At 33.9% G+C, this 13,895-nt stretch carries 17 protein-coding genes; 6 read left to right on the top strand and 11 right to left on the bottom strand.

All coding sequences use genetic code 11. The annotated features are described in order from the left end of the window. The first annotated feature begins 29 nt into the window (after positions 1-29). The gene (locus EGX95_RS09495) at positions 30-620 is read left to right on the top strand and encodes a TetR/AcrR family transcriptional regulator (protein WP_000943173.1); all 591 of its coding nucleotides are present in this window, start codon (positions 30-32) and stop codon (positions 618-620) included. A gap of 28 nt (positions 621-648) precedes the next feature. Here EGX95_RS09495 and EGX95_RS09490 read toward each other — a convergent pair whose 3' ends face one another. The 5 genes from EGX95_RS09490 to EGX95_RS09470 all read right to left on the bottom strand — a co-directional run bounded on the left by EGX95_RS09490 (position 649) and on the right by EGX95_RS09470 (position 4,849). Next, positions 649-984 carry a single-stranded DNA-binding protein gene (locus tag EGX95_RS09490; protein ID WP_000982010.1) on the bottom strand — a complete coding sequence of 112 codons (336 nt, stop codon included), beginning with the start codon at positions 982-984 and terminating at the stop codon, positions 649-651. Between the two features lie 158 nt (positions 985-1,142). Then, positions 1,143-1,397 (bottom strand): DUF4318 domain-containing protein, encoded by a 255-nt coding sequence (locus tag EGX95_RS09485; RefSeq protein ID WP_000975123.1) that lies wholly within the window; start codon positions 1,395-1,397, stop codon positions 1,143-1,145. Positions 1,398-1,502: 105 nt separating this feature from the next. Next, a complete protein-coding gene (locus EGX95_RS09480; protein WP_001260642.1) occupies positions 1,503-2,234 on the bottom strand; it encodes a Bax inhibitor-1/YccA family protein in 732 nt (243 codons plus the stop codon). Between the two features lie 75 nt (positions 2,235-2,309). Next, complete coding sequence (locus EGX95_RS09475) at positions 2,310-4,205, bottom strand: ABC-F family ATP-binding cassette domain-containing protein (protein WP_000783207.1); 1,896 nt, start codon at positions 4,203-4,205, stop codon at positions 2,310-2,312. Further along, the gene (locus EGX95_RS09470; RefSeq protein WP_000165947.1) at positions 4,202-4,849 is read right to left on the bottom strand and encodes an HD domain-containing protein; all 648 of its coding nucleotides are present in this window, start codon (positions 4,847-4,849) and stop codon (positions 4,202-4,204) included. Before EGX95_RS09470 ends, EGX95_RS09475 begins: the two co-directional genes overlap by 4 nt. Before the next feature lie 109 nt (positions 4,850-4,958). Between EGX95_RS09470 and EGX95_RS09465 the strand changes: the two genes are divergently transcribed. After that, positions 4,959-5,750, top strand: coding sequence for a hypothetical protein (locus EGX95_RS09465; RefSeq protein ID WP_000499680.1), 792 nt, complete (start codon positions 4,959-4,961; stop codon positions 5,748-5,750). 108 nt (positions 5,751-5,858) lie between these two features. Here the strand turns inward: EGX95_RS09465 and EGX95_RS09460 are convergent, their stop codons facing one another. Next, positions 5,859-6,050 carry a DUF3954 domain-containing protein gene (locus EGX95_RS09460; protein ID WP_000512846.1) on the bottom strand — a complete coding sequence of 64 codons (192 nt, stop codon included), beginning with the start codon at positions 6,048-6,050 and terminating at the stop codon, positions 5,859-5,861. Between the two features lie 84 nt (positions 6,051-6,134). Between EGX95_RS09460 and EGX95_RS09455 the strand changes: the two genes are divergently transcribed. Further along, positions 6,135-6,635, top strand: coding sequence for a YxiF family protein (locus tag EGX95_RS09455; RefSeq protein ID WP_000069080.1), 501 nt, complete (start codon positions 6,135-6,137; stop codon positions 6,633-6,635). Positions 6,636-6,730: 95 nt separating this feature from the next. On the opposite strand, the gene spoVS is transcribed toward EGX95_RS09455, so the two are convergent. Then, positions 6,731-7,006: a stage V sporulation protein SpoVS gene (gene spoVS, locus EGX95_RS09450; protein WP_000427804.1), complete on the bottom strand. Its 276-nt coding sequence runs from the start codon at positions 7,004-7,006 to the stop codon at positions 6,731-6,733. Between the two features lie 409 nt (positions 7,007-7,415). Beyond that, positions 7,416-9,017 carry a lipase family alpha/beta hydrolase gene (locus tag EGX95_RS09445; RefSeq protein ID WP_001238725.1) on the bottom strand — a complete coding sequence of 534 codons (1,602 nt, stop codon included), beginning with the start codon at positions 9,015-9,017 and terminating at the stop codon, positions 7,416-7,418. Positions 9,018-9,566: 549 nt separating this feature from the next. On the opposite strand from EGX95_RS09445, the gene EGX95_RS09440 reads away from it, so the two are divergent. Beyond that, positions 9,567-10,406: an arylamine N-acetyltransferase family protein gene (locus EGX95_RS09440; protein WP_000988050.1), complete on the top strand. Its 840-nt coding sequence runs from the start codon at positions 9,567-9,569 to the stop codon at positions 10,404-10,406. Positions 10,407-10,501: 95 nt separating this feature from the next. On the opposite strand, the gene EGX95_RS09435 is transcribed toward EGX95_RS09440, so the two are convergent. Then, positions 10,502-10,711, bottom strand: coding sequence for a hypothetical protein (locus EGX95_RS09435; protein ID WP_000830253.1), 210 nt, complete (start codon positions 10,709-10,711; stop codon positions 10,502-10,504). Between the two features lie 214 nt (positions 10,712-10,925). After that, the gene (gene exsG, locus EGX95_RS09430; RefSeq protein WP_000395678.1) at positions 10,926-11,078 is read right to left on the bottom strand and encodes an exosporium protein ExsG; all 153 of its coding nucleotides are present in this window, start codon (positions 11,076-11,078) and stop codon (positions 10,926-10,928) included. A 199-nt stretch (positions 11,079-11,277) separates the two neighbouring features. Between exsG and EGX95_RS09425 the strand changes: the two genes are divergently transcribed. Beyond that, on the top strand, positions 11,278-12,273 hold the full coding sequence (locus EGX95_RS09425; protein ID WP_000224058.1) for an excalibur calcium-binding domain-containing protein: 996 nt from the start codon (positions 11,278-11,280) through the stop codon (positions 12,271-12,273). 125 nt (positions 12,274-12,398) lie between these two features. Here the strand turns inward: EGX95_RS09425 and EGX95_RS09420 are convergent, their stop codons facing one another. Further along, positions 12,399-12,968: a hypothetical protein gene (locus EGX95_RS09420; RefSeq protein ID WP_000456966.1), complete on the bottom strand. Its 570-nt coding sequence runs from the start codon at positions 12,966-12,968 to the stop codon at positions 12,399-12,401. A gap of 193 nt (positions 12,969-13,161) precedes the next feature. Here EGX95_RS09420 and ric point away from each other — a divergent pair, with 193 nt between their 5' ends. Further along, complete coding sequence (ric, locus tag EGX95_RS09415) at positions 13,162-13,869, top strand: iron-sulfur cluster repair di-iron protein (protein WP_063246713.1); 708 nt, start codon at positions 13,162-13,164, stop codon at positions 13,867-13,869. Positions 13,870-13,895: the final 26 nt, after the last annotated feature.

The following is a 13,895-nucleotide window of genomic DNA, read 5'->3' as shown; positions in this document are numbered from 1 at the left end:
TATAATTGTTTTTGTTAGGAGTAGATAAAATGCTTAGAGAAACGAGAAAAAAAGAGTTAAAGGAACTTATATTCCTAAAAGCAGTACAGCTCTTTCAAGAACGCGGGTACGAAAATGTAACGGTTCAAGATATTACTACTGCATGTGGGATAGCGAAGGGCACTTTCTTCAACTACTTTCCGAAAAAGGAAAACATATTATTATTTTTAGGTGATTCTCAAATTGAGCTATGGAATGAAAGTTTAAAAACTTACGAAAATGTGGAACATCCAAAAGAAAGAATCAAACTTGTTTTAGGCGATTTACTGGATCGATTTACTGGACATGGTGATTTAATGAAGCATGCCGTCTTTGAGATTATAAAGTCAAACTACTTAGTAGAAAATGAATTAAAAAGTATACAACAGCTACAAGAAGGTTTGTCTTCAATTATTACAGAAGCGAAAGAGGCAGGAAAATTAAACAGTCAATGGGATATAAATATTATCACTTCTACTGTTATGAGCACTTATTTTTATACACTAATGTCGCATTCGCTACTACATGGAAATGAAATCATTGCGAAAAATATTCTCAATCAACAATTAGATGTTGTTTGGGAAGGTATTAATCAAAAGTGATAGAGGGCTATGTTACTAGACCCTCTTATTACGATGCCCCCTCCCGCCTTCTCTCCAAAAAGGTTATACTCTCAATCACAACTTCAGTTCTATATATTCTCTTGCCTTGTTCATCATCGTAATTACTCGTCTGAATACGCCCTGTAATCCCAACAAGTGAGCCCTTCTTACAATATTCAGTTACATTCTCAGCCGATTTTCGCCATACGACACAATTAATAAAATCTACTTGTTGTTCACCTAAACTATTTCGAAATCCTCTATTCACCGCAACACATGCTCGTGCATATGCGACGCCTTGCTTTGTGTAGTATAATTCTGGCTCCTTTGTCAATCTACCGATTAATACAACTCGATTCATCATAAGTTATACCACCTCACATATTTTTCTTCATTGTAAATAAAAATGTATGAAGGGTAAAAAGCGTAAAATAATATATTTTAAAGTAAAAAAGATTATTTTTTATGCTATAAAAGAAAAAAAGAAACCTTACATATTTTAAACATGTAAGGTTTCAAAAATTATACTTCACTGCATGAAATGTAATATCCTCCACGAGCCATCTTTATTTCCGCACGATACAATACTTCTTCTAAGTAAAAAGTTATCGGTTTTACTTTACTCTCAAATTTAAGTTGTTCATTACATTCAGCTGCATAACTTTCAATAGCTGAAGTAATAACTTCTCCCGATGGATACGTTAAAGCATCATCTAGTTCTATGAAAAAACTTTTAGAAAATAATTTTTTCATAATCCCTTTCTTCTCTTTCATCATATTCCATCCACTTCAATTTAAAGTTACCAACATCCATATTATACCACATCATCAATTTATCTTTGAAAATAAAAAAATCCTGCATTTTTCATGCAGGATTTTTTATTAGTCATTTTTCGTAAAGTAAGAAACGAAACGAAGAATTTCTAAGTATAACCAAACTAATGTAAGCATTAGTCCCATTGCAGTGTACCACTCCATATATTTCGGAGCTTGACTACGTACACCATTTTCGATTAAATCGAAATCTAGTAATAAGTTTAGTGCAGCAACTACGATAACAACTGCACTAATAATAATACCGATTGTACCGCCTTGGTGAATGTACGGAACCGTTACACCAAACATGTTTAGTAGAAATACGACTAAGTACATAACCATAATTCCAAGTGTCGCTGCCATCACGCCTGTACGGAATTTATCCGTTACTTTTACTACACGTGTTGCATATAACACTAACATTGCAAATAGAATTGAGATTGTTAGTAAAACAGCATTTAAAACGATGGAATCGCCAAATTTCATTGTATAAACCGCTGAAATACTACCTAACACAACCCCTTCTACTGCTGCATAGATTGGTGCACCAAAAGGTGAAATACGTGGGAAGAACATAGACGCAAATGCGATGATTGCCGCAACGATTAAAGCGCCAATTAATACTGGCATCTTCATCGTACCCTCTATCATCTGTATGTATGAATAGACAGACGTTGCAAGTAGCAAGATAAGCATAATAAACGTTTTGCCTACTGTTCCGCCAATAGTCATCGCAGAAGCACTTGCTCCTTCTTTACGGAATGCCTCTTTTTTCAACATTGGATTAGATGTTCTCATTTTTTCCCTCCTAAAATAGGTTCTACCAATAGTGTAAAGTTTTTCTCTTTACTTTTCAATATATGCAGCTTGTTTTTATTTTAATCCTTCAACAATGTCCGATAGTTCACTCCATCTTTCCATCGTTTTTTCTAGCTCTTCTTCTGTTTTCTGCTGTGCTTCAGACAATTCTTGCGCTTTCGTAAAATCAGAACCAACATTCGCAAGCTCTTCTCCAATTGATTCTAGCTTTTCTTCAAGTTCCGCAATTGTATCTTCAATAGTTTCCCATTCGCGCTGCTCGTTATATGAAAGTTTACGCTTACGTTGTTGTTTCGGTGCTTCTTCTACCACTTTTTTCTCTTTCTGCACTTCCGCTTTCTCAATAAGTTCTCTCGTTTTTTCCATTTCTAAGTAATCAGTATAACTACCTAGAAATTCGCGCACTTCTCCTTCTCCCGTAAAGATGAACAATTCATCTACTACTTTATCTAAGAAGTAACGGTCATGCGATACAGTTAAAACGACACCTGGGAAATCTTCTAAATAATCTTCTAACACCGTTAATGTTTGTGTATCTAAATCATTCGTAGGCTCATCCAGTAATAGTACGTTCGGTTCTCCCATTAATATACGTAATAAGTATAAACGTCTTCTTTCACCGCCAGATAATTTGCCAAGCGGTGTACCATGTGAATGTGGTGGGAATAAGAAACGTTCTAACATTTGAGACGCACCAATTACTTTTCCGTCTGTCGTATGAATGACTTCCGCGATTTCTTTAATGTATTCAATCATACGTTGATTTAAATTCATCTCTTCATTTTCTTGCGTATAGTAAGCGATTTTTACTGTTTGCCCAACTTCAATTTCACCACTATCAGGAGATATTTTACCTGCAAGCATATTTAATAGCGAAGATTTCCCGCTTCCATTCGCTCCAATAATTCCGATACGATCGCCTGGTTTCACGATATGATTGAAGTTGTTTAATACTGTTTTATCGCCAAATTTTTTCGTTACATCTTTTAACTCAAGTACTTTTTTTCCAAGGCGACTACCGCTAAGCGCAATATCAACTGACTGTTTTGCAGCTGGACCTTCTTGACCTTTTAACTCTTCAAATCGTTGAATACGTGCCTTTTGCTTTGTCGAACGAGCTTTTGCACCACGGCGAATCCAAGCTAGTTCACGGCGATATAAGTTTTGACGTTTTGATTCTTGTGCAAGTTCTTGTTCTTCACGAAGTGCTTTCGCTTCTAAAAACGTACTGTAATTCCCTTCATAACTATACAATTTTCCATTATCTAATTCGAAAATACGATTCGTCACACGATCTAAGAAATAACGATCATGGGTTACAAGTAATACCGCACCTGTGTACCTTGCTAAATATTCCTCTAACCACTCAACTGTCTCATGGTCAAGATGGTTCGTAGGCTCATCTAAAATTAATAGATCCGGTGTTTCAATAAAACACTGCGCCATCGCAATACGTTTTTTCTGCCCACCAGATAAATTTCCAACAGTTGCTGTGAAATCCGTAATTCCTAGTTTCGTTAATAACGATTTTGCATTCGCATTTGCTTCCCACGCACTCATTGCGTCCATACGTTGTTGCACTGCAAATAATTGTTCCTGTACCTTTTCATTACTTGGATCTTTTTCGATATGTAATAGCGCCTTTTCATAATCACGAAGAAGACGAATTAAAGGTGTATCACCATGGAAGACTTGTTCTAATACTGTTAATTGTTCATCAAACTCTGGTTGCTGTGATAAATAACTAATTGTATACCCACGTGAATGAGTCATATCACCTGTGTCAGGAATTTCTGCCCCTGCAATAATTTTTAACAACGTTGATTTACCAGTACCATTTACACCGATAATTCCGGCACGTTGTCCTTCTGCAATACTAAATGATAATCCATCAAATAACGGTTTCTCTCCATATGATTTTGATAAGTTTTCCACAGTTAACATTTTCATATTTGTGCATTCCACTCTTTCATAAATTGTTCAATAAACTGTTCCATATAACGATGACGAACTTCAGCCTCTTTTTTTGCTGCATTCGTATTCATTAAGTCTTTTAGTTTTAAAAGTTTTTCATAAAAATGATTTAAAGATGGGTCATTATTTTTTCTATATTCATCTTTCGTCATCACTTCACGAGGAGGAATAGTTGGATCATACATTAGTCTCCCTTTCGCCCCGCCATACGCAAATGTGCGAGCTATTCCAATTGCACCAAGAGCGTCTAAGCGATCTGCATCTTGAACAATCTTCCCTTCAATTGACTCCACTTTACCGCCATGACCACCTTTATAAGACATATTGGCGATAATATGAAGAACATGCTTACTTTCCTCTTCTTCAACATGTAACTCTTCTAACCAATCAGAAACTTTTTTCATTCCTGCTTCTTCACTTTCATTTAACTTCTCATCTGCCACATCGTGAAGTAATGCTGCCATTTCAATTATAAAACGATTTCCTCCTTCTTGCTCGGATAAAGAAATCGCCAGTTTATGTACACGCTCAATATGATACCAATCATGCCCACTGGAATCTTTTTCTAAAATATGTTTTACAAAAGTAATTGTTTTTTCTATCTTTTCTTGTTTTGTCATTTTATCTTCACCCAGTTACTTATTGTAACACGCCCGCATTTTTTCATCACATATTTTCTTGTCCGCCCATACACTAGGTGGTAGGCATCATCATGAAGGAGGAATAAATATGTTCTATAATAATCAACCGCCTTACCCACAACAACCATTTTACCCTCAGCAACAAGAACAAAGATATACAGAACAATATGAAGAACAAGAGCAACAATATGAACAAAATCCATATGCAGCGCCACAAACTCAAGAACAACAATTTCAACAAAATGCATATGACACACGTCCAAGTTACGAATATCCTCAAAATCCATATGCAGTACCACAAACTCAAGAGCAACAATTTCAACAAAATCCATATGTAGCACCGCAAACTCAAGAACAACAATTTCAACAAAATCCATATGTAGCACCGCAAACTCAAGAACAACAATTTCAACAAAATCCATATGTAGCAGCACAAACTCAAGAACAACAGTTTCAACAAAACCCATACCAAACTCAGCCACAACAAACTCAAGTACAACAACAAATGTATCCACCAAACTACGACGCACGTGTCTCACCACCTAAACCGCCAACATTAGATATTACACAACCACAAATTTTACCGCCTGGACCAACACTGGATATTACACAGCCTCAAATTTTACCACCTGGACCAATTACAGAACCAACGCAACAACAGATTCAACAAGTTGTCGGTACACAGTTCTTACCTTTAAAGAAACCTGTACTAGATTTCGTAAAACCTTGGGTAGATTATGGTTTAAATGAAGCGAAACATACATCACACAAACACGCTTTAACAGAAGTTGCTGCGATTATGTTTTTAGTTGGGAAAGGATTTAATCCGACAATTGCGCATTATATTGTAGAATCTTGGGAGAAGAATGAGCAGTTTTAGTTTCATTCATTTTATGCTATATAAAAAGATAAAAGTGCCACAAATGTCTGCTGTACAAACATTTGTGGCACTTTTTATTTTTCACGTTATATCTTTTCTAAAATAGTATTAAATTAATCTTGTCTTCCGCTCTTCTATCCGAATTACTTTTCCACTTTGATATACAAATGATTGTTCACCAAATCCACTTTTGGGTGGTTCTATTAGCTGAACCTGACCATTTTCAACAATATATATTCCGTTTATTTCTAAATCAATTTCAGCTGTCATTTCAACAAGATTTTCTTTTCTAATTCCCACCAAGATTACTCCCATATGTTATTATTACTTTGTCGAAGTAAGTGGTTTTATTCATCCACTACGCGAGTAAAGGTGTGAAAATTTTTGAGTAATATGAATAAAAGCCGAATTGAAATTCTAAAAATGAAAGCAAAAAGAACTGGTAGTAGAAAAGAACTCGTAGACGAACTTTCTAATATTGTTACAGTTTCTATGGACTCATTTATGGATCCAAAATCTAATGATTTATTTTGTAAAGACTTATTTAACACGCTAACACAAACTTCAAACATAAAAAACTTTGGTAGCACTAATTATGAAGAAAACAGAAGACTATCAATAGTACTGTTAAAAGAAACAGCTAAAACCATTAAATTTCCAGTTGATCAAGGGAGACTCTTTTTCTCTAAGGGTGGTAAAATTGAAGCAGTTAAACTGAACATTGGTGAAGTATTTGAGAATTTAGAAGCGTTATCAACCATATCAAAATTTCTAACTGGATATGCAGATTTTGTATTAGTTGGGGATGATTTAGAATTCGGGATCGTTATTGAGCGCACTGAATATCACTACGAATTCAGTATGTGGGGCGTATCCACAATATGAAATACGAAAATACAAAAGACCACTTCAAAATGAGAGTGGTCTTTTTATTACTTTATCTATCAACCTTTTCAAATGATTCATATCAACACTTTCTTTTAAGACCTTTTCTTCCTAGGCCCTATAATCAATTTAATCGCCGTTCTTTCTTGATCATTAATAGTAACCTCTTGAAATGCTGGAACAAAGGCTAAGTCAATACCACCTGGAGCAACAAATCCTCTTGCGATTGCAATTGCTTTAATCGCTTGGTTTAATGAACCCGCTCCAATCGCTTGAATTTCTACATTTCCACTTGTTCTTAGTACACCTGCTATTGCACCTGCGACTGAATTGGGGCTTGATTTTGAAGATACTTTTAATATATTTTCCATGTAAGTTGCTCCCTCTATTATTTAATTACTCTTTTGTTACCGTATAAAATATTTCAACGTATCTTTAACTACTATTCACACCAAAAGCAAACAATACTACATATGTACATTCATTCGATACTTTTTCTCTTCTTCCTGCCGTGCTACGTAAATAAAGGTCAACGACTCCAAACCTTATATATACAAATATTTAAAAGACATAAATTCACTTAAACAATCACATCATTGTAACTGAAAATACTCGTTTTACTTTTGCAGGTGCAATTACAGTATAAAAAGCATTCCTGCTACATTTCAAGAATTCTCTACCAAATACTTAACCTTTGTACCTTTTTGTTAATCTAATAAACATGAAAAAGCACCGAACTTTACTACTACAAAAGTTCGGTACTTTTTTTCTCATTCTTTCTTATTTCTCCACATAAACCGACTTAACGATTGTACGATTATATGGTTGTCCTTCTTTATTCATCCCTTTTATATCCATCGTAACGTTATATACTCCTGGTTGCTTTATGTCCTTCAAAGCACCAGTAAATGTATTGTTATTCACATTTTGTAATTCATTATATTCAGAGACTAGTTTCCCTTCTTTATTCACGACTCTTACTGTTATGGAAAGATTTCCTTTCATTTCAGGTGCCACAGGTGATTTTTTCAGTTTATACTCAGATTTATTTGCTTTTACTTTTGTAGGCATTTGAAGAACAAATGGTGCGCCAGTCTTGTAATCGCTTACAACTAAATATGCATCTTTCGACTGCTTCGCCACCATTTTAACTTTCCATTCTCCTACATCCATTTTATCAAATTTAAATGTTTTAATTGTCGCGCCACCAAAGAAAGATTCATCTTCACCAGTAGTTATAACACTATCTTTATTTGTATACACTTTTCCTTTTGGTGATATCATTTGTACTTCTACATCCGACGAAGCAGTTAATATTGAAACAATTCCTTCTGCCTTTTTATCAACCGCAACAGTTTGCTCTATCCACTGATTTTGTGGCAATTCTCCGCCTAAAATGTTTTGGTTTGAAGTTGTATTTAATGGTTCTATGTTTTCATTTGAACTAGTGCTGGATGCTACTAAATCTGGTACGGCTACATTTGACGTACGTAAATATGGTTCAATTCGTGAGAACACAGCAGATCCTTTTCGTATATTATCATGATCAAATCTAGAATCTGTAAATAAATGCGTTCCATACGGCAGCTTAGCACTCCACTCATTTACTAGTCCATCATTTGAACCGTATGATGACAAATATAATCCACCCATTGATAACGCCGAAAATACAGGGCCCCAGCTAGTCCCAGTAACTGTATAATAACGGTTTAATTTAGCTGCTGGATTATTATCAATCGTTGAACGAAATTTTGCCATTTCGCCCATTTGTAATGAATACGTACCATCATCTTTTTGACCTAATATAGAAGCAAGCCATCCTGCCCACCAACTATATGATAAATCCGCTAAGTTCGATCCATGATGTGGCGTCGCAAGTGTAATAACATTTCCGACAAATCGATTTGCCCCATATCCTACTAATGCAGCTTGTGTATCGATACCACCTTTACTATGTGCTACAATATTAACTTTTTTACCGAAATGATTATATATTTCTTCTAATTTTTGTGCCAACAATTTTCCATTATCCCACTGACTAGCTGACCCTTTCCCAGCAGCATCATATAATTGTATGAATACTGTTTGATAGCCTGCTTTCAAAGCATAGTCATACATATCATTCATATCGTGATATACTGTCTTTCCATACCAACTATCAGCATTACCATTCCTTCCTTGCACAAAGAGAATTGGAGGCTTACTTTCATCATAATTAGCAGGTTTTTGACCTAAAAACCATTCTCCAGGTGTAAAGACTTCTTGATCTGGAAAGCCTGTTTTAAGCTCTTTTACAACTTCTGCTCGCACATTTGTGCTAATCATTGGAACCATGATAAAAAATACAATTAGTAAGGCAACACATCTTCTCATCAATCGCATGTTACTCCCCCCACTTTTTTTGAAAGAAGGTGCTCGTTGTAATATTTTTTATCTTCTCTCTTAATACTAGATAATCTTTGTACTTAAACAAGACCCTGTCCCTATTCTTAAGAGATTACTAGTCCCCCTTCTTCCTTAACACACGTTATTCTCTTTGTTTCTATCTCTTCCTTTTGAGTGAATGCTACAAAAAAGTTTCTCAACAATTGTTAACTTTACTGAATCTAATATCCCCCAATTATTATTGTTTATATAAAGCATACAAATCTTGAAAAAACTTTAGTAAAAAAACACTTTATTACCAGCCAGTTATAAAAAAAGGTAATGAAGATATGTACTTTTATTTAATTAAATACAAACTAAACAAAATAGACGCTTATCTTATAAGAATTTCCTACCATTAAATATTAAACTGAAATTTCTGAATATAAAATAACATTTCCAGAAACATATATTATGATAATTTTCGCAGACTTGAATTAAACTTTTAGAAGTACTAACCTATCGGTGAGCAGAAGAAAATTCTGTAAAAAGAAAGGAGAATGCTTTATGATGACCGATTTACAAAAGGAGTTTTTTAAACGGTTAAAAATTCCTGCAAAAGAAATAACATTTGATGATTTAGATGCAATTCTCTTAAAAATGGGATTGATTCTCCCCTATGAAAATCTCGATATTATGGCTGGTACTATTAAAAACATCTCAAAAAATAACTTAATAGAAAAGTTACTTATTCAAAAACGAGGCGGTCTTTGTTATGAATTAAACTCCTTATTGTATTACTTTTTAATGGATTGTGGATTTCAAGTATATAAAGTAGCTGGTACTGTTTATGACCTTTATGATAATAAATGGAAACCCGATGATGGTCATGTCATTATCATATTACATCATAATAATAAAGATTATGTTATAGACGCCGGTTTTGCCTCTCATCTACCTTTACATCCAGTCCCTTTTAACGGAGAAGTCATCTCTTCTCAAACGGGTGAATATCGAATTCGCAAACGAATTACCCGAAAAGGTACACACATTTTAGAAATGAGAAAAGGAGCTAACGGGGAATCTACAAATTTCTTGCAATCTGAACCTTCAGATGAATGGAAAATAGGCTATGCCTTCACTTTAGATCCAATAGATGAGAAAAAGGTGAATAACATTCAGAAAGTCATTGTAGAACATAAAGAATCTCCTTTTAATAAAGGGGCTATCACTTGTAAATTAACTGATTATGGTCACGTATCATTAACAAATAAAAATTATACAGAAACCTTTAAAGGCACCAAAAACAAACGACCAATAGAATCAAAAGATTATGCTCGCATTCTTCGTGAATCTTTTGGAATAACGCAAGTAAAATATGTAGGAAAAACACTTGAAAGAGGATAGTTGATTAGAAGTATTTCATAATAAAGCAGATTCCATATTTAGAATCTGCTTTATTTTATATTTTGTTATAAAGAAATTTGTTTTGCTCTTACCCTTTAATTTTCAATGATATACTCATCATCATATTTATCGTATTGGAGCCCTGACCCTATTTTTGATTCCGTAACTTGATCTCTTAAAAACGGTGCAGCTTCCATTTTGCTAGTTGCAATTTCAATTCCATATTTCTTCGTTAAATGGGCTAATTCTATTAAAAACCACTCTCTTCGCAATGTAACTGGAATATCAAATGTCCTTCTTTTCATATATAATAGCACCTCTTTAATTTTCATAACTTAAAAATATCACTGCATGCACGTATGAAAACTAGTTTTCATCACTAACAGCCAATGAAACATTATAGTATATGCATGTCCATTTTAAACGTGCTATTAAAAAAAGAACACTTCAGTTTACATAAAATAATTATGTATTAGTAGAAAGAGGCTTGTCCTCCTCTTTCTACTGTAGAGATTTAAATTAAGAACATCTTGGTACACCTAAAGCTAAGAATAAACCTGCTACTCCCGCAGTAATCGGTACTTTTAACGTAATAACATCGTCTACTTTCGTTACTAAAAAGAAAGCATTACCTTCTTGTAATATACAAGTTACCAACAATTGGAATTCCATTCAAATCCCCTCCTTTCAATCTATATATTATACTTTATGGATTTTATTCAAAAATGTAATAGGAAATACATCCATTTTCCTCTATATTCAAATAAATGTTTATCAGTCTATTAAAACTACTAATTTTATATAAATCGTGTAATACCCCATAAATTCCTATATAATTAGCAATGAAAATCTTACAAATGGAGGTATAAAAATGGCGACTTTGAGTAATATTGGTGCAGCTTTATTTTTAATTGCTTTTATTCTTTTAATCTTATGTATTATTTCATTTTTTAGGAAAAATGGAAAAGCAACACAGTATGGTCGTCCTACTGTTATTCTTTTTATGATTTCGATTATATTGATGGTAACTGGCTCAACAAATTCAGAACATCCAGTCATCGAATTTTTTACTATTTTAAGTTTCATTTTATTTATTTTCTTCCTTGTACTAGCAATCTTATCTGTAATTAAAAAGACAGGTGTAGCAAAAAAACAATTTATTATCACTGCTATTTTATTTGTTATTTTTGGTGCGTTATCAAGTATTTCAAATCCTACTTCTGAAAAAACGACAGCAACTAGTAAAAAAGTTGCTTCTAACACTACAGAACAAAAAGATAGCGACAAAAAAGAACTAGAAAAAAAAGAAGCAGACGAAAAAACTCAAAAGCAAGAAGATGAGAAGCGTCAAGCCGAGGAACAAGCTCGTAAGCAAGAGGATGAAAAACGCCAGGCTGATGAACAAGCTCGTAAACAACAAGAAGAACAAAAACGTCTTGCTGATGAACAAACTCGTAAACAACAAGAGGAACAAAAACGTCTTGCTGATGAACAAACTCGTAAACAACAAGAGGAACAAAAACGCCAGGCTGATGAACAGGCTCGTAAACAACAAGAAGAACAAAAACGCCAGGCTGATGAACAAGCTCGTAAACAACAAGAAGAGCAAAAACGCCAGGCTGATGAACAAGCTCGTAAACAACAAGAAGAGCAAAAACGCCAGGCTGATGAACAAGCTCGTAAACAACAAGAAGAGCAAAAAACACAGCAAACTCAAACACAACCTGCTTCAGGAAATACTAGTAGTGCATATTACAAAAATTGTGCCGCAGTTAGAGCTGCTGGGAAAGCTCCCCTATATAAAGGACAACCAGGTTATGCCTCACATCTTGATCGTGATGGCGATGGAGTCGCATGTGAAAAATAGCAATAAAAAAGAAGCTTCTAGTAAGCTTCTTTTTTATTATTACGTATAAGATCTAATTACTCTTCCATTCTTTTAAGCCCTATATCAATTCAAAATGGCATCTTATTTTTTAAATACTTGTACTATTAACCATTAACTGGAGCAATACTCCAATTAATGATTTCAATATTTTTCACCTCCACTTTCCCTTTGACAAGAACATGTGGAATTAAGTGAAACATCCCAAATCTTCTACCCTTTTCATATTCCTCCCTGTAATATTCTTTGGTGCAGATATTTAATTGCTTTAATTCTCTATATTCATTAAAGTTGATGATTTCTATTTCGCATTCTTTTAATTCGCTATTTGGTCCACCCCAATTATGCTTTGAGTACTTGTATATTGCCATACACTGACCCTTCAGTGCGCTAATAGGAACTTTATAAAACAGTTTATTTGTATGAAGGTTTATTCCTATTTCCAGTGATACTTTATAAATCTCATAGGGATGTAATGGTAAAAAATGCACAACATCATTCCATAAACATTCTAGTTTTGGTATTTTACGTGTTAATAAGTTCTCTCTTTGAGTATGATCTTTATATTTTTGGATATACTCACGATATAAATTTGGATATACCCTTTTCAATTCATTTAATGGGATTAAATATTCTCCTTTTAGTTCTTCTGGTACCATATGATAAACATATTCCATAAAAACCTCCTATAAAAGATATACTTCCTATCCCAAAATTCTTCGCCATCTTTTCTATAATGTCCTCTGTTGAAGAATAATCCTATTATTCTCAAATCAGACACATAATAAGTGATTTCAATCACCACGTTGTTTTTCATTTATCGCTATTCTTAATTTAGATATTACATTTAAACTTTATGGAGGCATTCATATGGAACATACATTTACTGAAACTTCTATTGTCGGTGAGATTGTTACACAGTTTCCGAAAGCTAGTGATCTTTTTAAATCCTATAGAATAGATTTTTGTTGTGGCGGTAATAAGCCACTTATTGATGCAATTCATGAAAGAAATTTATCAGCTACTGAAGTAATTACAGAGTTAAATACGCTTTATCATAATACGAAACGATTAAATGAATCTGAAATTGATTGGAAAAATGCTTCTTATCGTGAATTGATTGATTATGTAATTCATAAGCATCATCGTTATTTAAATGAAGAGTTACTACAGTTAAGTCCTTATGTGACGAAAGTATTACGTGCTCATGGAGCAAATCAGCCGCATTTAGCTAAAATTCATAAGCTATTTCATGAACTTAAAATGGAATTAGAACAGCATTTAATTAAAGAAGAAACAGAAGATTTCCCATTAATTTTAGAATTTGAAAAAAATCCAACTGATGAAAACTATGCAAAGTTACGTAAAGTAGTAGATGAACTAGAAAATGAACATAACCACGCTGGCAACATTATTAAAGAGCTTCGTAAAGTTACACATGACTTTACTCCTCCAGAAGGAGCTTGCGGCACTTATCGACTTGTTTACAATCGCATTGAAGCGTTAGAGTCTGATTTATTTGAGCACATTCATGTAGAAAATAATATTTTATTTCCACGTGCCATTACGAGAGCGTAAATAAAGTGCAGGACATGAGTATACAT

Source organism: Bacillus sp. FDAARGOS_527 (genome assembly GCF_003812125.1).
GTDB lineage: Bacteria > Bacillota > Bacilli > Bacillales > Bacillaceae_G > Bacillus_A > Bacillus_A paranthracis.
The sequence above is the reverse complement of the archived record's forward strand: the minus strand, read 5'-3'. Positions and strand labels throughout refer to the sequence as shown.

Bases quoted from the DNA above. Each gene is read 5' to 3' on its own strand.
- ric (WP_063246713.1), top strand. From the start codon at position 13,162: ATGGAACATACATTTACTGAAACTTCTATTGTCGGTGAGATTGTTACA.
- exsG (WP_000395678.1), bottom strand. From the start codon at position 11,078: ATGGAATTCCAATTGTTGGTAACTTGTATATTACAAGAAGGTAATGCT.
- EGX95_RS09465 (WP_000499680.1), top strand. From the start codon at position 4,959: ATGTTCTATAATAATCAACCGCCTTACCCACAACAACCATTTTACCCT.
- EGX95_RS09470 (WP_000165947.1), bottom strand. From the start codon at position 4,849: ATGACAAAACAAGAAAAGATAGAAAAAACAATTACTTTTGTAAAACAT.
- EGX95_RS09440 (WP_000988050.1), top strand. From the start codon at position 9,567: ATGATGACCGATTTACAAAAGGAGTTTTTTAAACGGTTAAAAATTCCT.
- EGX95_RS09425 (WP_000224058.1), top strand. From the start codon at position 11,278: ATGGCGACTTTGAGTAATATTGGTGCAGCTTTATTTTTAATTGCTTTT.
- EGX95_RS09480 (WP_001260642.1), bottom strand. From the start codon at position 2,234: ATGAGAACATCTAATCCAATGTTGAAAAAAGAGGCATTCCGTAAAGAA.
- EGX95_RS09420 (WP_000456966.1), bottom strand. From the start codon at position 12,968: ATGGAATATGTTTATCATATGGTACCAGAAGAACTAAAAGGAGAATAT.
- EGX95_RS09490 (WP_000982010.1), bottom strand. From the start codon at position 984: ATGATGAATCGAGTTGTATTAATCGGTAGATTGACAAAGGAGCCAGAA.
- spoVS (WP_000427804.1), bottom strand. From the start codon at position 7,006: ATGGAAAATATATTAAAAGTATCTTCAAAATCAAGCCCCAATTCAGTC.
- EGX95_RS09435 (WP_000830253.1), bottom strand. From the start codon at position 10,711: ATGAAAAGAAGGACATTTGATATTCCAGTTACATTGCGAAGAGAGTGG.
- EGX95_RS09495 (WP_000943173.1), top strand. From the start codon at position 30: ATGCTTAGAGAAACGAGAAAAAAAGAGTTAAAGGAACTTATATTCCTA.
- EGX95_RS09445 (WP_001238725.1), bottom strand. From the start codon at position 9,017: ATGCGATTGATGAGAAGATGTGTTGCCTTACTAATTGTATTTTTTATC.
- EGX95_RS09475 (WP_000783207.1), bottom strand. From the start codon at position 4,205: ATGAAAATGTTAACTGTGGAAAACTTATCAAAATCATATGGAGAGAAA.
- EGX95_RS09485 (WP_000975123.1), bottom strand. From the start codon at position 1,397: ATGATGAAAGAGAAGAAAGGGATTATGAAAAAATTATTTTCTAAAAGT.